This is a genomic window from Petrotoga sibirica DSM 13575, assembly GCF_002924625.1.
In the GTDB taxonomy this organism is placed as follows: Bacteria; Thermotogota; Thermotogae; order Petrotogales; family Petrotogaceae; genus Petrotoga; species Petrotoga sibirica.
Map to the genome: position 1 here is coordinate 1 of NZ_JAHC01000022.1, position 21,844 is coordinate 21,844.

The window sequence follows — 21,844 nt, forward strand, 5'->3', positions numbered from 1 at the left end:
AGCGGGGGAAGGGCGCTAATAAAATTATTAATAAAGATATCACTCCTCCTAAAGTAAAAAAGAGGAGTGATATCTCTTTTAAATACTCAAAAATTTACCTTCTACAACTACTTCAATATTTCTTTTAGTTCTTCTATGGTTATCTCTAACAAGTTATTTCCTATATAATCCTTTGTCTTTTTGCCCGCCTCTCTTATCCTATCTTTTAACTCTTCGGTTAATCGTCTACCAAATCTTCTGTTTAATATTTTAATTGTCAATTCTTTTTCTCCTTCTTCAAAGCCTTCTTCAAATAATGAAGTTCCGATCTTTGTCATTCGTATCACCTCTTTCAGTTTGTTTATGTATTCATCCATTACATAATTATCAGAGAACCCTAATAACGATCCTATTACCGCTTCTTTTTTGTCTTCATCTGGTATTTTGATCGCTAACTCAAAGACATCTTTTGTCACTTCTTCTTCACTTTTTTCGTTTCTCATCAAGGGCAAGAATACTAACTCCATATTTGCCGTGAGGCTGTTTTCTTCTAGATCTTTATCCGTTGGTTCTTCTTCTTTTTCTATCTTTTCTTTTATCTCTTCATACCTTTTTATTCCATCGTACTTTGTCATAAATACTTGTTGTACTTTGTATTTATTTGATCCCATGTCCAATTCACTTTCTGCACTTTCGTATTTCCCTGAGTACATTACCACCGTATTTATCTTTTTTCTTTCTTTTTGGTATAACGCTGTGTCGTATTGTGCAAATCTTAGTAAGTCTGCTTTTTTCCATGTGGAAACGTCATTTGCTTCGCAAATGAGGTTTTGGAAAGTGTTTTAGAAGCATTACAAGTGAAACTTTTTGCACAAACCAGCAAAATCCGTGTTTTGGTTTGATACGTTGATTACTGGAATGTCTATTGGTTTTACTGAAATTATCTTTGGAAAGTTGAGTTCATGATATTCGGCGGTTTCGTCTTTGTGAATGTTTCCCGTTCTGTTAGTGTCTTTCATTGTTCCCCCTTGATAGTTTATTGAAGTATTTAAATTGTATCATATGTTTTTGAAAATCGCTTTAGATCATAATTAATTGTCATCGAAATAGGGTGATGTTTAGATTTATTCATGTCTTTGAAATTGATTTGTTTTTCGTTAAATGAATGTTATATAATTTATTCCTAAGAACTTTTATTTCTTCGCTTAATTTTACCATATTCAAGCTTTTGTGTGTTTTATTTATTATTATAACAACATTTCAAAGACATCGAATTATCATCTAACCAATTTATTTCATGAACACCTAATATGATCTAATGAATATTAATAAATGGTTAAAAAGTCGCTGGAGTAGCATTGAAATTTGATGGTGGAAAAGAAATTAATTAAAAACTTGGAATACAAACTTATTAAACCATTGATTGGGGGGTTAGAAAGGATATGAGTAACTTCAACTTTCCAAAAGGTTCGGAATGGAGAAAATGGGATTTACAAATTCACGTTCCAGGATCTAAACATGCAGACCAGTACAGCACAAAAAAAGGTAATGATGTTTGGGAAAAATTTATTGAATATATCAAGAATTCTGATATAACTGTTTTTGGTATTACTGATTATTTTTCTGTCGTAGGTTACGAAACATTCCGGGATAAAATCAAAAATATTGAAGAATTGAAAAATAAGCAGTTTTTTCCTTGCGTCGAACTTCGACTGGATATCAACGTTAATATAGATTCAGAGCAATTACAATGCCATTTAATTTTTGATAGTAATTACGATATTAACAAAATAAAGGATTTTCTCGCTCATCTTCCTCTGAAGAATAAAATGCCAAACGGTGCTGTTGCTTATTGTACTGAGGATGACATTACAGCCTGTGGCGGTTACGATAAAATTAGTATCACGAAAGAAAAACTTGAAGAATCTTTAAAAAGTTCTTTTGGAAATGATCGCCCATTCTTAATCGCTGGTGTAGCCAGTGGTATGGGCAGTAATAGAGCAATTGCCAATTCAAACATCAAAAAGGAATTATCGGATATTTTCGATGATTTTTGCGATTTATTTTTTGGCTGTGAGGAAAATAGAGAATATTATCTAAACGAAAGTAGATATGAGAATAAAAGCTTAAAAGCAAAGGCGAAACCGGTCGTTTCTATTTCTGATTGCCATACTCTTGAGGATTGCAAGAATAGATTAGGGAAAAAATATTCAGTACCAAACAATGAGGAGAAAGACCTTGAAAGATACGGTTTTAGCTGGATAAAAGCCGATCCAAACTTTGAAGGCTTGAGACAGATTATTTTTGAACCATTTGATCGGGTTGCTTTTGGTTTCGAAAAACCGGAACTCAAAAGGCCTTACTATCTTATCGATAAAGTGCGATTTCTTGATAATACTGGACAGGGCAACTTTCCCTCTGATGCTATTGAAATAAACCAAAATTTGGTAACCATAATTGGCGGAAAATCAACGGGGAAGTCATTACTTCTTTACTACATAGCTAAAACAATTGACAGAAAAGAAGTAGAAACCAGGTTTGCCGACCTTTCCGAAGCTTCCCAATATGATTTTGATAAATCAGCTGATTTTAATTTTGAAGTGGTTTGGGCAGATGGTGCTAGAATGTATCTAAAAAACACGAAAGGCAGCAATGGTTCGGACGAAAGAAAAATTTTGTATATACCACAAAATTACCTTAACAGACTTTCGGAGGAAAGCACTGGAAGTCGCGACACTATAAACAAGTTCGTCAAAGATGTTCTTCTGCAAGATGAAACTGTCCGAGAAAATTATGAAAACAAACTTACGAGAATTAAGGGATTAACTAAATTAATACCTACCAATGTTGCAGATCTTTATCAAATAAAACAGGAAATTAAAGAGGTAGAAGAAAACATTAAGCAATTTGGTGAAGAGAATGGTATAAAAACATACATCGCCCAATTGAAAAAAGAAGCTGAGGATATCAAAAGTAAATCCGGGCTATCCAATCACGAAATCAAAGATTATGAAGCATTACTTGAAAAAGAAACAGAAACAACCACAAGCATTACTGTTTTATCTGACGATAAAAAGAGTCTCGTGTCTTTCAAACAAAATCTAATGCAGCAGTTAAAAAGTTTAGAGAAATTGTACAATGAACAGTCGTCTTATCTGGGTAATGATGAAATCAAAAAAGAATTCACAAAAGAATTTGATAGAATTGGGCAATTGGGAACCAATCTTTTAACAGCCACTGATAAAGTTATAACTTATGCCGATTCTAAGATTAAAACCCATCAGGAAGAGTTGGAAAAAATCAAAAAAGAGCTTATGCCGTTTATGGCAAAGGTTAAATTACAGGATGAGTTGAAAAAGAAGAATAAGGCCATAAGTGATGAGCAGAACAAGTTAAACAAAATAAACCTTGAAAAGAAAAAGCTTGAGTCAAAAAAGGATCTTTATGAAAAAGAGAAAAAGTATCTTATCGAAACCTATCAGCAAATTTTTAATGTCTACGGAGAGGTAAGAAATGAATTTAAGAGGTACGAAAATAAGTTTGAAGACATATCTTTAAATGTTTTGGTTGGATTTAATGAAAAGGTGTTCAATGAAGAAGTTATCGATGCTTTTTTAAACAAGAGGGATATAAAACGTAATATCAGCAGTATATCATGGAAAGACGAATACGAGTACCACTTCGATCCGAATAAACATCTCTCTTTCATCAGCGAAATTTTTAATGCTGTTGTAGATGAGAAAATAAAGACGGTGAGAAATAGAGCGGCAAAGGATGCCGCAGTAAAGATTTTAGAAAATTATTTTGATTTGGACTTTAAGATTTCATATAAAAACGATCCACTTGATAAAATGTCTCCTGGAAAGAAAGGACTTGTTCTTTTACGGTTCCTTATTGATTTAAGTAATGAAGAATGGCCGATACTTTTGGACCAGCCGGAAGACGATTTAGATAATAGATCGGTATATGATGATCTGGTTTCATTTATCAAAAATAAGAAAAAGAAACGGCAAATAATTATAGTTACACATAATCCTAATTTAGTTGTTGGAGCAGACGCTGAACAAGTTATTGTCGCAAATCAAGAAGGACAGGAAAAAGGGCGAGATAATAAAAAGTTCAAGTTTGAATATATTTCAGGAGCCTTAGAAAACTCCTTTGAGTTGCCAGAAGCTAAACAAAAAGCTATATTATTCAGGAAGGGTATCCGCCAACATGTTTGTGAAGTCCTGGAGGGAGGTCAGATAGCCTTTGAAAAAAGAGAAAAGAAATATGGATTTAGAATCAGTTGAATCTCATACAACCGAATTCAAGTCCTCATGGCGGGACGAATATCTAAAATGGATTTGTGCCTTTGCAAATACCGATGGCGGAAGATTGCTCATCGGAGTTGATGATAATGGTAAGCCTGTTGGCGTCGAAGAATCTAAGAAATTACTTGAGGATTTACCCAATAAATTAAGAGATACCCTTGGCATTATACCAAGTGTCCGATTAGAAAAGGAAAACGGTAAGGAAATAATTATTATAGAAGTTGAGCATTCCTATGTACCAATTTCATATCATGGGAGATTTTATGTTAGAAGCGGAAGCACAATTCAGGAACTAAAAGGCAAGGACCTGACCAGGTTTCTAATATCCAACTCAGGCAAGCACTGGGAAGAGTATATTGAGGAAAATGCTTCTATTGAGGATATAAATAATGAGACAATTGAAAAATTCAAACAAATCGCGATAAAAAGAATTCCATTTGTGAAAGATGAAAATGAGCCGATAAAGGTGCTTGAGAAATTAAATTTGATTAAAAATGGTAAATTAACAAGGGCTGCCCTTTTACTATTCGGTAAAAATCCAAAAAGATTCTGGACAAGCTCCTATATAAAAGTGGGTAAATTCTTGACGGATACAGATATTATAAGTTCTGATGATATTGAAGGCAATCTCTTTGAACAGGTAGAAAAAACAATGGAGTTATTGCGGACAAAATATCTTATATCTGAAATAAGATTTGAAGGAATTTATCGTAAAGAAGAACTTGAATATCCAGAAGAAGCATTGAGAGAAGCCATAATTAATTCGGTTATACATAGAGATTATATCGGTCCACATACCCAGTTAAAAATTTATCCTGATAAAATAATTCTTTGGAATGTTGGCACACTTCCAAAAGAAATCAAGGTTGATGAATTAAAGAAAAACCATTCATCTTATCCAAGAAATGAGTTATTGGCAGATGTATTTTTCAAAGCTGGACTAATAGAGGCTTGGGGCAGAGGAACAATAAAAATTACAGATGAATGTAAAAAAGCTGGACTGCCAGAACCAGAATTTAAAGAAGAGTTTGGCGGTTTTGCAGTCTATTTCTATAAAGACATTTATATTGAAGATAATTTAAGAAAAATGGGGTTAAATGAAAGGCAAGTCAAAGCAGTTTTGTATGTAAAAGAAAAGGGAAGGATTACGAATAAGGAATATCAGGAAATTGCTAATGTATCTAGGCAAATGGCAACTATTGATCTCGCAGAAATTGTGAAGAAGGGGGTATTTGCAAGGATTGGAAAAGCAGGCAAGGGAGTTGCCTACCAATTGACTAAATTGACTAATAAATGACCAATATTTGACTGATGGAGAATGAAAAAAACATATCAAGAATTAAACATTTGTTTTGAACCACAGCCGCAAACGATTTGAAAGATTCAATAGATTTAGTAAACAAGAAAATTTTTAAATTTGAGGGGAAGGGTAGGAATAGCCACTATGTTATCAAATAATTTGGCAATTAGTTGGAGAGTATTTGGCGATTTTGGCAATTACTTGGCAAAAAGAAAAGTAGAATACCAACGCCGACAAAAAGATGCCATTTAAAATCAAAAGGAAAAGTAAAGACAAAGATGAATAAACTCTATTTTAAAAAAATTTATAGAAGAAAATAGATTCAAAAAATTTCCTGAGTTTGGCAGTTACAAAAACGTAAGAATTCTAAAACAGGCATGAATAAATGTTATGTTTCGGCAATCAAAATTAGGAGATAAAAAATATCACTCCTCTTTTTAGTTTTATGAGGAGTGATATCTCTATTACTACAACATTTCACTTTAAAACTCTCAAAAATCTACCTTCTACAACTACTTCAATATTTCTTTTAGTTCTTCTATGGTTATCTCTAACAAGTTATCTCCTATATAATCCTTTGTCTTTTTGCCCGCTTCTCTTATCCTATCTTATAACTCTTCGGTTAATCGTCTACCAAATCTTCTGTTTAATATTTTAATTGTCAATTCTTTTTCTCCTTCTTCAAAGCCTTCTTCAAATAATGAAGTTCCGATCTTTGTCATTCCTATCAACTCTTTCCATAGCTTGTTGAACTGTTTATATTATACCATGTGTTTATAGAAAACTATAAAAAACTGATTAGATCATAATTCAATGTTTTTGAAATTAAACCATAGTTTAAGGGATTTGATAAAAATAATAAAAATAATAAAAATAATAGAGTCGAAGAATTTTGAAGTGAAGATAGACGATGGGGTAGTCAAAAATAGTGCAATTTTTTAGGAATTCTTTATATATTTTATGCGCCTTTTAACCATTTTAAAATCGAAATCTTATTTTTGAAAATCTTTAAAAAAAAGCTGTTTTTCAACAGCTCTTATTTGGCGGATATTTTAGCTTTTTCTAATTCTTTTTCTACAAGTTCGTTAATGTTCAACATTGGAAGATATATTGGTGGAACAAACCCAAAATTTGCGGATATTGATATTATTTTTGCTCTTGATATCTGCAATAAGCTCATTATTCCAGATTTTATTACTAGTTCTTTGAATTCGTTTTCCTTTATTTTTGGGTTGCCATAAAATCCTGCTTCTGTTTCAAGTTCTAATTTTAATACTATTTTTTTTGATTCTTTCAAATGAAATTTAATGTTTAATCCTATTGTTCCAAAGTATTCTTTTTCTTTTGGTTGGAAATTTTGTGTAACCGAAATGTCTACCTTTGGTGTTAGTTTTTTGTTGTTTAGATCTTCGTCTTTTAATTCATAATTTAATTTTTTTATTATGTCATACCGCATTTGAATATTGCTCATTTTCACATTTTTCACTTCCTTTGTCAAACACTGATAAGGTTATGTTTTTATTCCTGTGTGGCATCGATTCTAAAACTTCGTATAAATATGGTTGCATAGCTATTTCTCTTTTTACTTCTTTTTTATCTCCAAATACTCTTATTGTTTTGATTTCTTGATTTTTCAAAGAGGGTGTTAGTTTTTTTTGAATAAAATAATAGTTATTGAATTCTTTTAGGTCATAATATAATGGTTTTCTTCCAGGGTTAATTGGGTTTATATTGTTTTCTTTGATAATTCTTTGGATATTTCTTATTGATTGGTCTGTCATTGTTGCTAAATCTTTTTGTGTGAAATATAATTTTTGTTCTTTTTCTTCCATGTCGTCAAATTCTTCATCATAATACAACAGATCATCTTTCATTTCTTTTAATATCTGTATAAACTCTTCAATTTCTTCTTTGTCTTCATATGTTTTTGGATTTACTAAAAAATTATACAAAACTTCTTTATTTTTAGACTTTAAATCAGAGAAAATGTTTAATAATTCATGTATTTTGAGCATTGTTTTCCCTCCTTACCTCCCATTTTCATTTATTTGTTTCAATAAAGATTTTCTTGATTGAAAGTATTTTTTTAAATTATCATAACTATCTTCTCTTTTCATTATGTCTATATAAGTTATTGTTATTCTCCCATCATTTTCTACCCAATACGATAACCGGTAATATACTCTATCATGTATGAATTTGTACGTCCTGATTCCTCTTAAGTTTCCTGTTTTCATTTCACCTATTGTGTAATCATAATTTATTTCCAAGACTGATTGCAATATTTTTAATAGAAGGTCCCTATTGTTTATTTTTTTCAATGAGCGTTTGAAGATTGGGAAAGGTGGATTTTCAAGAGCTTTTATTATTTCCTCTTTTAACTGTTTTGGGGATAATTCTTGCAAGTCTTTTTCTCTTTCTCCCATTCTCTACACCCCATTATATCATTTTATTATTAAAATTCAATTAATTTTTACTACTTGTCGTTTTTTGTCGTTATTATACTTATCCTTACAGTATATTTTATCATATATATAGATGCGAAGTGTTTCTTTAGTTCATTATCATAACTTGAACGAAAAAACCACGAGTAATATTTTGAACTTTTTAAAAAAGAGGATAAAAGAAACAGCCTCAAGCGCCCCGAAGGGGGTTCAAGGAAAGACAGCCTCACGACAAATATAGTCCCTGTTCTTCCAGGCTGTGTCACACACGGGGATACAATAGAAGAAGCAATAAAAATGGCGAAAGAAGCTATTCAATTATACATAGAAAGCTTGCAAGAACACAGAGAAGAGATACCTTCTGAAGATGAAACTATAGAGTACACAATAACAGTGGAAATTTAAATTTGCTAAGAAACTGGAGGAATAATCTTGAGATTTTCCAAACTATATGCTCTTACTTTAAAAGAAACTTCACCTGATTCTCGGTCCGAGGGTGAAGGGGTGCAAATAAAATTATTAAAAAGATATCACTCCTCCTAAAGCAAAAAAGAAGAGTGATATCTCTTTTAAATACTCAAAAATCTACCTTCTACAACTACTTTACTAAGTTTTTTAGTTCCTCTAATGTAATACTTAGAATATTTTTCTTTATTGGGTTTATAGTTTCTTCGTTTGCTTTTCTGATCTTTTCTTCTAAACTTTTATCAAAATCTTCTCCAAAACTTTGGTTTAGAATTTCTATGATTAATTCTCTTTCTCCTTCAAGTTTCCCTTCAACTTTACCTTCCAATCTAGCTTTTTCTCTGTCTCTTTTTGCTATCTCTTCTAATGTGTTAAACATTTTTGGCACCTCCATTTCTTCTAAATAAAGTATAATGAGATTTATAGCGCCCTTCGCCCTGCTGCCCGCCCGTGAGGAAAAGGATCTTTATTAACTCCCCTTCGCTCAGCAGCCCACACATAAGATTAATGAAGTGTTTTCTTTGTTAACTTAATCATATCATTTCTTTTTGAAGACAGGTTTGTGAAAAAAGTTGACAAAAGCCGATAAAAATAGTAAAATTGAGGTGTGTAAAAAAATAAAAGCCAAGGAACCCTTGGCTTTTATTGGTGGGCTCGGGTGGATTCGAACCACCGACCACCCGGTTATGAGCCGGAAGCTCTAACCAACTGAGCTACGAGCCCAATCACGTTGATTATTATAGCATTTAAAATGACATTTGTCAATACTTTTTTAATGAAGAAAATTTTTCTCTATTATGATGGTTTAGCGAAGGGATAAATAAATTTTAAAGGAGCATTTAGTGAAATGAGCAGCAACGTAGAAAGCCTAAAAAACCAAGATGACCCTGTGAAAATGCTAATAGAGAAATATCCAAGAATTATAGTGCTAAAAGCGGCCTTCAACCTCTTAGACAATGAAGAAAAAATAGATTTGGAAAGTTTAGAAAACGAAGTCGTCAAGTTATTAAAACGATAAAGGGCTGATTTAATCAGCCCTTTAATTTTAATTATTTGGTACATTCACTAAAGGGTAGGAAAGCTCAACTCCCACCAAACTGGCTATTTTTCTAGGAAGGTCTGTGTTATCCATAATACCTACAAATTTCTCAGCTCCAGGTCCAAAAGCTAATACAGGTACTAACGCACCGGAATGATCATGCGTTGTCCAGCCAATACTTGCTCTGGCACTTGTGATCTCTGCTAAAGCCCTTATTTTGTTACCAGCGGCTTCCAAATAAGCGACCTCTTCTTCTGACAAATCAAATCCATAATACTCTTTCACGTTAGATTTTAATTCTTCAGTATTTTTAGAATTAGCTACAACCCAATCCGTAGTTTTCTGATATTTTCTAACCATTTCCAAATCCATCGTGTATCCACCTGTTGATAAACCCAAACCTCCGGTTTCGTGGTCAGAGGTGACAACTACCAAAGTATCAGGATTTTCTTTTGCAAAATCTAAAGCAACCTTCACTGCTTCATCGAATTCAACTATTTCTTTCCACATACCAAAGACATCGTTATCGTGACATTCCCAATCGATTTGAGAACCTTCAACCATCAAAAAGAAAGGCGTATCATCTTTAGACAAAATCTCTATTGCTTTTGCTGTCATCTCAGGTAAAAGTGGTTCAGCTGGCGTTCTTTCTGTAACGCTATTCATATGACTTGAAGCGAACAATCCTAAAACCTTTTCTCCAGAGTAATCCATTAACTCTTGCTTAGTTGTTATATAGTCAAAACCATTTTCCTTTGCAACAGATATAAGATCTTTTCTATCAGCTCTTCTGGTAGGATCGAAATTTCTCCAACCCCCTCCTAAAGCAACGGTCAAGTTACTATTAACCAGCTGTTCAGCTAACTTGTCTTCTTCATTTCTGCTAAGCACATGACCATAAAAAGATGCTGGTGTGGCATGAGTTATTCTTGAAGTTGCAATTACGCCCGTTTTGTAGCCTTGTTCAGCCAAAACTTCAGCTATTGATGGCACGACTTCACCATTTGGAAGCATTCCTATAAAACCGTTGTTAGTTTTGTAACCAGAGGCAAGAGCTGTTCCCGCTGCTGCAGAATCGGTAACGTTGCTATCCGCAGAATAAGTGATGGCGTAACCAGTGTAGGGCATTTGCATCATGTAAAGCTCACGACCCTCTAAATAACTCGTTAACAAAATCTGATTTGAACCCATACCATCACCGATGAGAAATATCACGTTTTTTACATCGCCCGCGAATGTGAGCAATGACACCACTAAAACCAACATAACCAACAAAATACCCTTTTTCATACTTTCTTTTTACCCCCCTTTGAATTTTTAGTTACTCTCTTTAGAAGCTCTAAAACCCTGTATATAGCGCCCCTTCGCCCCGCTACCCACCCATAAAATTAGTGAAGTGTTTGCTCTGTCAACTTAATTATACCATATCTTTTTGAAGGTGTGTTATTTCTTCTCACGTAACTTCTGTATGATAAGTTTTATAGCGCCCTTCCCCCGCTCTCCACCCATTTCAAGGTAGGGACCTGGGGTCCCTTTAAACCCTCCAAACACCCATAAGGATAAAGGAGTAAGGCCTCGCAGCGCAGCCCGAACTACCAAAATTATTATAACCAAAAATCATTTGAGAGGTTTTAAGATATATAAAGAATTACTAAAAAAGCTCTCTATTTCTCAAAACTCCATCATCTATGTTCAATTCAAAATTCTTCGACTCTATTATCTTTATCAATTCCTTGAAACTTTCCTTTTCATTCCTTATTTGCCGTGAGGCTGTCTTCCCTATGTGCCGTGAGGCTGTTTCTTTTACCCTCTTTTTCAAAAAGTTCAAGATATTGATCTTCGTTTTTTCGTTCAAGTTATGATAATGAACTAAAAAACCACAATCTCTCTTTCCCAATTTCCAAACGATAGGCCTATCTTTATAAAACTTTTCATGAAGTTTTAGGTAATCTTTAAAGATATAATCCCTCAAACTTTTCTTCACAATACTCTCTAATTCAGAACGCTCCTTATTTACCGTGAGGCTGTTTTCATCGAATATTGAGGATAACAATCTATTTTCTTCATCGATTGAAAATCCAAAGGGGATAAAACCCGTATCCGCATTCAAAAGATACCTTTGGATACCGTTATCTATTCTTACAAAAGCTAATTTTGCTAAAATCTGATCTTGGTTACTCATACTGTTGTAGACGGAAATAGGACTTTGAAAACTTTCTTCTGCTTTTCTTTCCACATAGTTATCGTATGGCTCTCTTCGATGATAGTTGGTTACACCTTCATCAAAAGGCATAATGGAAATTAAAGACCTGATTTTATTATTATAAGCCTCCTTAATAAAATTTTCTATTTTGAAAAGTTCAGCTTCATTCAAACCAAATTCATAAAGATACTGGTCTTTCAATAGTTCTCTTAATGGGGGCAAACCCTTTACACCTTTACCGTTAGAAAAAGGGAAAAAGGCCGTAGGAATCCCCACTGTTTTATAAATCTCCTCAAATTTTCTTTCTTTCAAACTGTACAACTCCATTATGAGTATATCTATCAAACCTTCAGAAAGAAGCAGATAGGTATCAAGAGCGTTTTTACTCTCTATGAAATCATAAAACTTAGAAACACCATCGATACTCTCCTCGTTGAAGTGCAGTTCGTTTGGATATATCTCGGTATTCTGCTTTTTAATCGCTACGTTCAATCTAGCAAGCGCTTCTAACGCCTGAGTCTCAGAAGAACCCTCAAACAAACCTTGTGGAACGGGAAGCTTTTTCAAATCCCCAACCTCCAAATCCACGCTTCCTGCTATAAAACTCTCCAAGTAAGAAAACAAACTACTATTGAGCAAGCCCAAAAACCTAAAGATATCTTCATCTTTTGAAAAAAACAAACTACTACCCTTACAATCGAACAAGAACCCAGAAGGGAGATATCTAAAAGTTGCCCCTTTCGAGGTTGTCATCGTGTAAGTTATCCCCTTTTTGAAATAGTACTTTCTATTTGGAAGATAGTTCCCCATTTTTGACAATAGATTATAATTCTCTTCATCGAAGGCTATAACCCGCCACAAATTGCCATACCATTTATTGTAAGGTCCACCTTTGGCATATGGGACCCATTTCTTTCCATCTTTAATATCTTCTCTTCTAACTTCCCAAAAGTACCTCAAAAACCTTTTGTTATCACCAGTAGCTATCCCCTGTCGTGCATCAGCGAACTTCTCCAAAGGCTCGTTTTCAAAGGTACGTACAACGTCTGAATCCACCCAATAAATGAAAGGAACCCTCGGAACCTTTGTAAAAACGTTCTTATCAACCCTAAAAACATACTTAGAAAGATAATCCTCTCGCTTCTTTTCCTCACTTGCCGTGAGGCTGTCTTTCCTTGAACCCCCTTCGGGGCGCTTGAGGCTGTCTTCCTTATGTGCCGTGAGGCTGTCTTTCCAAATAGAAAATAAAGCCCGTTTCTTAGAATCTTTCCCGTTAAAAGAGGTCAAGTTTATATATTCACCCAAACTCCCCTCCTCACTTGCCGTGAGGCTGTCTTTCCTTGAACCCCCTTCGGGGCGCTTGAGGCTGTTTTCCTTATGTGCCGTGAGGCTGTCTTCAGCTCTTCTCAAAACAAACATCGCTGTATCCACTAAAGCGTTATCAAACACCCCTCCAAGGCCAAAATGAACCAATCTCTCTATCTGAAAGTTATCTAATATGAACCTTCTTGTCTTCTCATAGCTTCCAATAAACATAAAGGTTTGAGGGGTAATCATACCAACAAATCCATTCTTCTTCACCAATTCGCAACTCTTTTTAATAAAGCAGGCGTACAGATTTTTTTTAAACTCACTATAATCCTCGTTTATGTACCTCTTCAATTCAAAATCATAATCAGAGGAATCTAAATAAGGAGGGTTAGTCAAAACAATATCGTATTTCAAAGAAAGAATATCTAAAGCTTTCTTCAATCGTTCATCGTTTATACCTGACTCCTTTAAACTTAAAACATCCTCTCTTCTCATTAAGCTTCCTATCTTTTCAAACTTCTTCAAATACTCATTCTGCCCTTCCTCATTTGCCGTGAGGGTGTCTTTCCTTGAACCCCTTTCGGGGCGCTTGAGGCTGTCTTCCTTATGTGCCGTGAGGCTGTTCCCTTTCGGAACAGCTACTATGTTTGTTTCAATCTTCTCATATGCTCCATCCTCCAAAGCCTTCAATCTCAACAACAAATTCGTAATTTCAACAGCGTTCTCATCTATATCTATACCGTATAAATTCTTAGTAATTATAAGTTTTGGAATCAAAGCATCATCGTAACCTTTATTTTGATACATCTCTCTCAACTTATCGTAAACCCCTATAACAAAGTTCCCACATCCACAAGCCGGGTCTATAACCTTAACATCCTCAATGTCCAAACTCTTCTCATCACCTGCCGTGAGGCTGTCTTTCCTTGAACCCCTTTCGGGGCGTTTGAGGCTTTCTTCCTCATTTGCCGTGAGGCTGTTTTCTCCGTAACATTTCCCCAACGTATTTTCCACCAAATAATCCACAATCCATTTTGGTGTATAAAACTGTGAAGTAACTCCATTTTTACCCTTTAAATCCTTACCTGCGAGGGGGCTGCCTTCGTTGAAATACTCGTAAGACCAAGAAATAATCTCCTCTTTCTTCCAATCTTCATCTTTCACAATTTGAAACAAATCTCTGACTTTTTCTATCGTTTGGCAAGTAATTCGGCTTTTAATCTCATCACTTAAATAACAACAATCAAAAGCTCTATTCAGAAGTTGAACCCCAGTAAGATAATCACCCAAAAGATCTGATTCCAAACCATCCTTATCTGCGATGAGGCTGTCTTCCCTTGAAACCCCTTCGGGGTGCTTGAGGCTGTTTCTCATATTTGCCGTGAGGATGTTTCCCTTTGCCTGTAAAACTCTTAAGACAATAAAACTCAAAAAAACATCCAACAAAACACTCTCCTCATCTACCGTGAGGCTGTCTTTCCTTGAACCCCCTTCGGGGTGCTTGAGGCTATTTTTCCTTGAACCCCCTTCGGGGCGTTTGAGGCCCCTTTCCTTATGTGCCGTGAGGCTGTCTTTTTCATTTATGACCTCTCTTTGCAGGATACTCTTAAGCTCCAAAGCCATTTTCTTAACGGATCTGTTCAAAATAAGCCACCTTCTCTTCTCGCTTTTTCATCCTAAAATCCTCTTCACCCAAATAAATCAAACCTTCTTTTGGAACGATTTCCAGCAACCTTGAAACGGTTCTATCTTCCAAAAAATTAACCAGCTCTTTGGGATTCAAGTTTGTAGAAATTATAACGCTTTTTTGGTTCCTATTGACCTCGTCTATAACGATTCTTATCTTCTGCCCTATCCAATCATAACCTTTGGCACCAAGATCGTCTATAAAAATCAAATCAGAATCAAGCGCTCTCTTAACAGCGGCATCGGCACCCTCAAAATTCTCAAAATCCCTCAACACATCCAAAACACCAATAGTACAACCCATAACAGCCGCCTCTTTTAACACCGTAAAACCTAACCTACTCTTCCCCGTACCGTATCCTCCATACAGTATCAAACCAACACCCTTCTCCCATAACTTCTCCTCAACGAAGTGACGGCACTTAGTTAAACCCTTCCTCAAATGCTCATTCAGTGCAAGAAAATTATCAAACGAGGCATCAAGGTAAATCTTTGGAGAAATATCCCTATAACTCCTACTCCCATTCAAATAATTCATATAAATCGAACACATATAATTATTGCCTAAAATCCCATGTGTTGGGCAATTTTCAGGATCCTTACAAAAGCATCGCTTCTCAGAAGAATTTGGCGTACTTGCTCCCTCCCTTATTTGCCATGAAGCTGCCTTTCCTTGAACCCCCTTCGGGATGCTTGAGGCTGTTTTCCTTATTTGCCGCGAGGCTGTGTCCTCCTGCTCCGTGAACATTATACCTCACCCCTTTATCGTAAACCTCTTTTTTCTCCTTCCTCATTTGCTTTGAGGCTGTCATCCTTGTCTGCCGTGAGGCCGTCTCTCTTAATTCCAAATCAGCAAACCAAAAAGCACTAGAACTAGCCCCTTTACCCTCCACATTTGCCTTAAGGTTGTTTTCCTTATTCACCGTAAGGCCGTTTCCCCCTGCTCCGTGAACATTATACCTCACCCCCTTATCGTAAACCGCTTTTTTCTCATTCCTCATTTGCTTTGAGGCCGTCATCCTTGTCTGCCGTGAGGCTGTTTCACTTAATTCCAAATCAGCAAACCAAAAAGCACTAGAACTAGCCCCTTTACCCTTGACACTTGCCGTGAAGCTCTCTTTCCTTGAACCCCCTTCGGGATGCTTGAGGCTGTTTTCCTTATTTGCCGCGAGGCTGTGTCCTCCTGGTCCGTGAACATTATACCTCACCCCTTTATCGTAAACCTCTTTTTTCTCCATCCTCATTTGCTTTGAGGCCGTCATCCTTGTCTGCCGTGAGGCTGTTTCACTTAATTCCAAATCAGCAAACCAAAAAGCACTAGAACTAGCCCCTTTACCCTCCACATTTGCCGTGAAGCCGCCTTCCTTGTCTGCCGTGAAGCCGCCTTCCTTGTTCACCGTAAGGCTGTCTTCCTTGTTTGCCGAGAGGCCCCCTTCCTCATTTGCCGTGAGGCTGTTTTCCTTATCTGCCGAGAGGCTGTTCCCTTTTCGCGGATAGCAAATAATCAATCCCCTATCCTCAAGTTCGCTTAAAGACTTAGAAACTGTATTCTTGCTAAAAGAAAGAAGTGAAGAAAGCTTTCGCTCAGAAAACATCAAAGGTCCCTCCCAATAACTCTTATTCGCCTCGTAAATCAAAAAGAAATAAAGTTTTGTGGCAGAAGAAGAAACCTTCTCCCTCTCATTTTCCCTGAAAAAATGGTTCAAAAGACTAAAAACATTCACAAAATCACCTCAGCATCCCAAAAAATTTTTTCTTCCCAATAGTAATATCTGCAAAAAGATAAAAATCCTTAAGGGGCGGCGGGCGGGAATAGATTTAAAAAAATCCAGCAAAAAACTCAAAAGCAAAGCTTTCAAAAAAAGGGATCCTAAGGGACGAAGCCCCTAAACTTCCCTCAAGCTTCCCAAGCTTTAAAAAAAGGAATCAAAAGGGGCGAAGCCCCTTCATCCACGTGGTGCGCCCAGCACTGGCAATAGCTAAGTGGTGAAAGTCCTCTGTGGGCCAGGTAGCGGGGACCACTAGCCGAAGGCAAGGGTGTCCACCGAAGGAACGATGTGAAAGGATACAGACATCATTCCTGTTGAACCGCCGTATACCGAGGGGTACGTACGAGGGTGTGGGAGGACGGTAGATAAATTAATTATCTACCTCCTACCCGATTCCATCCAGGTGTGCTGCTGGGCGAAGAGAAGCTAAAGCAGATTGTATGTAACTTAGAATGATGGAGGTATTTTAAAAATTTTCGATTCTAGAAGTGTGGTTTAAAGAAGGTTTTAGAGTTTCTAAAGAGAGCATACCGTAAAATAGATAAGGAGATGATCATCAAATCAAAACAGTATATGACCAGGTGATAAAGAAAGAAGGCATCAGAAAGGCAAAATAAGTAAAACTTAAGGAAACATACTCAATGCTATTAAAGCCAAACTAATCCACTTCCTGATGATCTTAAAGACAAAATATTAAAAAAATGGATAATGAAGCTAAACTAAATGATATTTTAGTTGCAGTTGTTAAACGTAGTTCTATAGACATGACATATAAAATGATACAAGGTCTATCTAGATTGCCCTATATCTTTTATTTTTTGTACAAGAATTTTCTGTGGGTAAAAAAGAAGAAGATAAGTTATTGAGTTATTATATCAATTAATCCATTTTGTTTAAGTTTATCGATATTTTCCAATACCTCATCTTCGCTAAAATAAGGTTTGATTTCATGTATTAACCTTGCTATGTCTTTTTCCATAAAATCAATATTATTTTCCTTATAGTCATTTACAACAAAATGTATGGTTGTAATTAATTCAAGCGATTTTGCCGGTAATGATCCGAATTTCTCCACTATGTCGCTTATTTTTTCTTTATTTTCTTCTATAAAAGTTTTAGCTTCATTATCAATATAGTCTATGACTGAATTTTCTCCAGGTAATATATTATATCTTCCATCAGCCACTTCTGTTTTTACCGCATCTAAATATGATAAATAATCCAAATCATCTAATATTTCTTTTGCAAACGGTCCATATGTATATAAACTGAAGTCATATCCTACAGGTACGTTAAGATTTTCTTGTAATAAATAAATTAGTTTAACTAAAGCAGTCCTCCCTATTTTGTATTCGCGTTTTTTCATCTCTTTAATTATGTCTATTATAGTTGCATATCTCATAAACTCCTTATTCTCCATCATATAACCCCTCCTTTACTTAAAATTTCAATTGCTTTCTTTTGTTCATTAAAGGGTACATATATCCTCTTTTGTTTTATTGCTTGGATATTTTTAATAGCATTAGATAATTGTGATAATGGCAAAATTTCAATTTTTCCACTTTCATTTTCTTTTAGTATCTTAATATCTTCATTACCTATATTATAAAATGATTTTTCAGCTTCATCCATAAAGGTTTGATTTATTTCTTTAGATAGTTTTTCATAAGCATTATTAAATTTGTTCAAATCATTAATATTAGGAACCTCATTGGTATGATAAACACATCTATCATGTTTACGATCTAAAATTATATTGCAGTCATTCAAATCTCTATTTTTCTTTATCAAATTACCAACTTTCCAGTCATCCCAATCCAAATAATCATTAATGTTTTCTTCATTATCAGGTGGCTTCATCTTACCGTCCTTATATTTTAGTTTTAATAAAAGTTCTTTTTCGGCATTTGCAATATGATGGTCATATGCCCTCCTTGTATGGTGGAAATAAACCTGGGTAAACATATAGTATCTAGCAAATATTAAAGATTCGGCTACGTGTAATCCACCTTCATTAAATCCTAAAATAAATCCTTCATCCGTATGGATCATCACAATAGTCTTTAATAATCTCTTGAGGTCAAACACCCCATATTGGACACCCGCATGGTAAGAATCTCTCAAGAGATAGTCTATTCTGTCTGCATCAACCTGTCCGCTTATTATATCAGTCCAAAAGAATGATTTCTTCAATATTTTATAATCTTTTTCTACAAATGCTGCTACCTCTTCAGCCTTTATATCATAATTGTTGTTTAACTTATTATTTTCTATGACATCTTTAAATATAGTTTTTATTATAGCGCCGCTGTAATCTTCATGCTTATATATTTTTTCTGGGTCTTTATGCGGCATTATGCTTTCGCTTGCATGCGAAAACGGAGCGTGGCCAACATCATGTAAAAGCGCCGCTAATCTTATAATGGTTCTCATTTTGTTTAACCCATCTTCATTGTAACCATAGTCGAACTTGAGTATATCTTTACATTCATTAACGATATTGTCAAAAATCTTAGTGGCAACATGCATAACTCCCAATGAATGTTCAAACCGTGTATGCATTGCACCTGGATACACCATATCCGTCAAAGCCAACTGACGTATCCTTCTCAATCGCTGGAATGCAGGATGATTTATAATGTCTCTCTCCCACTCATTAATCTCAATGAAACCATAAATAGGATCTCTTATCTCCCATAGATTTTCTTTCAAATTACCCCCCCACCTTTTGCAACATGAATTATTTCACGTTATATAGAAATGTTGCACATCGTTTGATAAGCGAGAGCGATCACATTCTTCTATTGCATATGTAATAACTAATGAAAAGAGTTTCTACCCTCTTTATATTTCTGCTTGTAACTTTTTCGGCAGTATCTGGATACCTGTCAGATCATAATCTTCCTGGGCCATGGCTACAGAGTCGGGGATTATAAAAAAATAACACCTTAGTCACTAATATAAATAAAAACTTTGTTTTCATTTCCGATTTTGAAATTTTCCCTTTTTATTAATTCGTAATATACGAAGTATCATTTTAGTGTAGAAATCCTACTTTTTATTTCTTTTTCTAAATCCTTGAAGATTTTATAAGGAACATGTTGAAAAAAGGTTTAGACTTTGGTATCGATTTTTCTAAATATCTGCACTTAAACTTCAATATTTTTTTATCTGGTTTTACGTTACAAATAACATCTGTTTTGAATTTGGATTAAAGGACTGATTTGTAGCTTAATGTATAAGAAGGCTTTCTAATATTGATTCTACTGGTAGTTGATTCTTTCAAATATTGATTCATAAAATTAGTTGACATTTTCTTAGAACATTTCTCGCATCCTGTTCATAATGATTTTAAATTAATATTGTTCATATTTACTTTTGTCCTTATACATTATACCATAAATCATAATAATATTACAGTTTTAGTTGCTTCATTATTAATATTTATTTTCAAGTTTCATTTGCTCAAATTTGGTTGGTGAGAGAAATGAGTTTTTACACTTATATCAACTATTTAATTTGGTAAAAGTATCGCGCCCTAATTATTATCTCCAAATAATGAGCATTGTGACTAGATTTAAATTAATGTGTTGAAAACAAACAACGCTCCTTTCCCAAATGGCGGGGAAAAAAGTAAACTAATTGAAAATATCTTAACATCGAAGTTTGTTTATAGTGGTCTTCTGAAAAAAAAATAACCGGAAAAATACTAAGACATTTCTCTTTTTCGCCCTAAAATACCCTTCGCCCAAATAAATCAAACCTTCTTTTGGAACGATCTCCATCAACCTTGAAACGGTTCTATCTTGCGGAAGGCAAAACTTCTCCCTCTCATTTTCCCTGAAAAAATCGTTCAAAAGGCTAAAAACATTCACAAAATCACCTCAGCATCCCAAAAAATTTTTTCTTCCCATTAGTAATATCTGCAAAAAAATCCGGCTTTTTATTTCTCCCTACAAAATGAAAAAAAATATATTATATATTTTTATATATTTTTATATATTTATAATAATAAATATAAATACCTTATAGGCTGTCCCAAAAATTGACCCACAACTGGGTCAAAATTTGACCCAAAACTGTCCCAATTTTTGACCCAGGTGGATCAAAAATTTATCCTCTAAGGGTGGTGGGTGGGAATAGATAATAAATCTTAAAGTCAAAGACTTTAAAAAAGTGTTCATAAGGGGCAAAGACCCTAAACTTCCCTCAAGCTTCCCAAGCTTTAAAAAAAGGGATCAAAAGGGGCGAAGCCCCTTTATCCTCTGAGGGTGGCGGGCGGGAATAGATAATAAAAATTTTTTTAAATACTCTCAAGCCTTTAAGGCTACCTAGCCTTCAGCAGTATCACAAAGGGCGCAGCCCTTTAACTCTCCCCAAAGCTTGATTAGCTTTGAAAAAAAGTGTTCATAAGGGGCAAAACCCCTTAAAGCTTAGGGATCAAAAGGGACGGAGTCCCTTCCACAAAGGGCGGCGGGCGGGAAAAGATCAAACAGTAAACAATTATTTACCTCAATTTAAGTATTCTTACGGATACTATTAGTGGAGGTGAGAAAATGAAAGAAATAGTAGGATTAATCCCAGACCTTGTACAAATGGTGGAAGTACCTGGCAATGGCAAAAAGAAAAAAGAAATCGTCCTAAACGCAGTTAGAGAATTCCTAAAATCCATTGGTAAATACTCTCCGATCATGGATCTAATAATCTCCATACTCATCGACGGAGTAGTAGCGTTACTATTTCCAAAACCAAAAGAACCAGAAAAAGCATAAAATGATTTCTCCCCGGGGAAGTAAAGCAGGCCAAACCAAAGAAAACAAAAACACACAGGAGGAGGTAACACATGGCAATGAACTTAGAATCAAGAAAAGCAAAGATCGTCTGGATAAGCATAGTAGACGGAAAAGAACAAAAAAAGTATAAAAGCTACGACTTATTCACAGACGTAGAAGCAGACATAAAAACCGCCTTACAAGGATTAGTCTCACTCTGTGAAAACACCAATGCGGTTTATTACTTCGACGAAAGCTACGAAATAATCTAAAAAGGAGGAAATAGAGAATGAGAAGATTAAGAATGAAATTCTATGACCCAGCAGAAGGAAAAAGCAAAACCCTATCAGTAGACGGAGTATTAGAAACACTAACGCAAGCAGAAATAGAACCAATAATGCAAAGCTTGATAGGCGTATTAGTACCAACAACGGCACAAGTAGACGAAGCAGAAATCGTTGAAACAACGACAAATGAAGTGTTCAACCTCATTCAATAAAGAAACACACTCATGCCTCTTGACGGGGCATGAGTTTTTTTGATATATTAGTATACGCACGTAT

19 protein-coding genes and 1 tRNA gene are annotated in these 21,844 nt (G+C 35.0%); 7 read left to right on the forward strand and 13 right to left on the reverse strand.

All coding sequences use genetic code 11. From position 1 onward, the window contains the following. Positions 1 to 107 precede the first annotated feature (107 nt). Positions 108 to 692 (reverse strand): hypothetical protein, encoded by a 585-nt coding sequence (locus AA80_RS06285; RefSeq protein WP_103876945.1) that lies wholly within the window; start codon positions 690 to 692, stop codon positions 108 to 110. 138 nt (positions 693 to 830) lie between these two features. After that, a complete protein-coding gene (locus AA80_RS10025; RefSeq protein ID WP_158248397.1) occupies positions 831 to 998 on the reverse strand; it encodes a hypothetical protein in 168 nt (55 codons plus the stop codon). A 423-nt stretch (positions 999 to 1,421) separates the two neighbouring features. On the opposite strand from AA80_RS10025, the gene AA80_RS06290 reads away from it, so the two are divergent. Beyond that, positions 1,422 to 4,271 carry a TrlF family AAA-like ATPase gene (locus AA80_RS06290; protein ID WP_103876946.1) on the forward strand — a complete coding sequence of 950 codons (2,850 nt, stop codon included), beginning with the start codon at positions 1,422 to 1,424 and terminating at the stop codon, positions 4,269 to 4,271. Then, positions 4,231 to 5,589, forward strand: a complete 1,359-nt coding sequence (locus AA80_RS06295) for an ATP-binding protein (RefSeq protein WP_233186834.1) — start codon at positions 4,231 to 4,233, stop codon at positions 5,587 to 5,589. The genes AA80_RS06290 and AA80_RS06295 overlap by 41 nt, the downstream gene beginning before the upstream one ends. 1,039 nt (positions 5,590 to 6,628) lie before the next feature. On the opposite strand, the gene AA80_RS06300 is transcribed toward AA80_RS06295, so the two are convergent. The 3 genes from AA80_RS06300 to AA80_RS06310 are packed head-to-tail and all read right to left on the reverse strand — an operon-like array spanning position 6,629 to position 8,018. Further along, on the reverse strand, positions 6,629 to 7,069 hold the full coding sequence (locus AA80_RS06300) for a hypothetical protein (RefSeq protein ID WP_103876947.1): 441 nt from the start codon (positions 7,067 to 7,069) through the stop codon (positions 6,629 to 6,631). Next, complete coding sequence (locus AA80_RS06305) at positions 7,038 to 7,607, reverse strand: hypothetical protein (RefSeq protein WP_103876948.1); 570 nt, start codon at positions 7,605 to 7,607, stop codon at positions 7,038 to 7,040. Before AA80_RS06305 ends, AA80_RS06300 begins: the two co-directional genes overlap by 32 nt. A gap of 12 nt (positions 7,608 to 7,619) precedes the next feature. Then, entirely contained in the window at positions 7,620 to 8,018 is a 399-nt protein-coding gene (locus AA80_RS06310; protein WP_103876949.1) for a type II toxin-antitoxin system RelE/ParE family toxin, read from the reverse strand. A gap of 255 nt (positions 8,019 to 8,273) precedes the next feature. Between AA80_RS06310 and AA80_RS06315 the strand changes: the two genes are divergently transcribed. Further along, entirely contained in the window at positions 8,274 to 8,441 is a 168-nt protein-coding gene (locus tag AA80_RS06315) for a type II toxin-antitoxin system HicB family antitoxin (RefSeq protein ID WP_103876950.1), read from the forward strand. Between the two features lie 193 nt (positions 8,442 to 8,634). Here AA80_RS06315 and AA80_RS06320 read toward each other — a convergent pair whose 3' ends face one another. Beyond that, positions 8,635 to 8,880 carry an RpnC/YadD family protein gene (locus tag AA80_RS06320; RefSeq protein ID WP_199177860.1) on the reverse strand — a complete coding sequence of 82 codons (246 nt, stop codon included), beginning with the start codon at positions 8,878 to 8,880 and terminating at the stop codon, positions 8,635 to 8,637. Positions 8,881 to 9,147: 267 nt separating this feature from the next. Continuing rightward, a tRNA-Ile gene (locus tag AA80_RS06325) sits at positions 9,148 to 9,224 on the reverse strand. Between the two features lie 124 nt (positions 9,225 to 9,348). Between AA80_RS06325 and AA80_RS10030 the strand changes: the two genes are divergently transcribed. Continuing rightward, complete coding sequence (locus tag AA80_RS10030) at positions 9,349 to 9,519, forward strand: hypothetical protein (protein WP_158248398.1); 171 nt, start codon at positions 9,349 to 9,351, stop codon at positions 9,517 to 9,519. Between the two features lie 27 nt (positions 9,520 to 9,546). Here AA80_RS10030 and AA80_RS06330 read toward each other — a convergent pair whose 3' ends face one another. The 6 genes from AA80_RS06330 to AA80_RS06355 form a co-directional block, all read right to left on the reverse strand. Next, complete coding sequence (locus AA80_RS06330; RefSeq protein WP_103876951.1) at positions 9,547 to 10,830, reverse strand: alkaline phosphatase; 1,284 nt, start codon at positions 10,828 to 10,830, stop codon at positions 9,547 to 9,549. Between the two features lie 361 nt (positions 10,831 to 11,191). Further along, complete coding sequence (locus AA80_RS06335) at positions 11,192 to 14,698, reverse strand: Eco57I restriction-modification methylase domain-containing protein (protein WP_103876952.1); 3,507 nt, start codon at positions 14,696 to 14,698, stop codon at positions 11,192 to 11,194. Then, on the reverse strand, positions 14,682 to 15,278 hold the full coding sequence (locus AA80_RS09905; RefSeq protein WP_158248399.1) for a P-loop NTPase family protein: 597 nt from the start codon (positions 15,276 to 15,278) through the stop codon (positions 14,682 to 14,684). Before AA80_RS09905 ends, AA80_RS06335 begins: the two co-directional genes overlap by 17 nt. 79 nt (positions 15,279 to 15,357) lie before the next feature. Continuing rightward, positions 15,358 to 16,335: a helix-turn-helix domain-containing protein gene (locus AA80_RS10035; protein ID WP_158248400.1), complete on the reverse strand. Its 978-nt coding sequence runs from the start codon at positions 16,333 to 16,335 to the stop codon at positions 15,358 to 15,360. Between the two features lie 1,033 nt (positions 16,336 to 17,368). Further along, the gene (locus tag AA80_RS06350) at positions 17,369 to 17,932 is read right to left on the reverse strand and encodes a type II toxin-antitoxin system antitoxin SocA domain-containing protein (RefSeq protein ID WP_134080056.1); all 564 of its coding nucleotides are present in this window, start codon (positions 17,930 to 17,932) and stop codon (positions 17,369 to 17,371) included. After that, positions 17,929 to 19,221, reverse strand: a complete 1,293-nt coding sequence (locus tag AA80_RS06355; protein WP_103876956.1) for an HD domain-containing protein — start codon at positions 19,219 to 19,221, stop codon at positions 17,929 to 17,931. The genes AA80_RS06350 and AA80_RS06355 overlap by 4 nt, the downstream gene beginning before the upstream one ends. Positions 19,222 to 21,065: 1,844 nt before the next feature. On the opposite strand from AA80_RS06355, the gene AA80_RS06365 reads away from it, so the two are divergent. From AA80_RS06365 to AA80_RS06375, 3 genes are all read left to right on the forward strand, one after another. Continuing rightward, a complete protein-coding gene (locus tag AA80_RS06365; protein ID WP_103876958.1) occupies positions 21,066 to 21,281 on the forward strand; it encodes a hypothetical protein in 216 nt (71 codons plus the stop codon). 71 nt (positions 21,282 to 21,352) lie between these two features. Next, positions 21,353 to 21,553, forward strand: a complete 201-nt coding sequence (locus AA80_RS06370; RefSeq protein WP_103076711.1) for a hypothetical protein — start codon at positions 21,353 to 21,355, stop codon at positions 21,551 to 21,553. Between the two features lie 17 nt (positions 21,554 to 21,570). Next, entirely contained in the window at positions 21,571 to 21,780 is a 210-nt protein-coding gene (locus tag AA80_RS06375; RefSeq protein ID WP_103876959.1) for a DUF2922 domain-containing protein, read from the forward strand. The last annotated feature ends 64 nt before the right edge of the window (positions 21,781 to 21,844 follow it).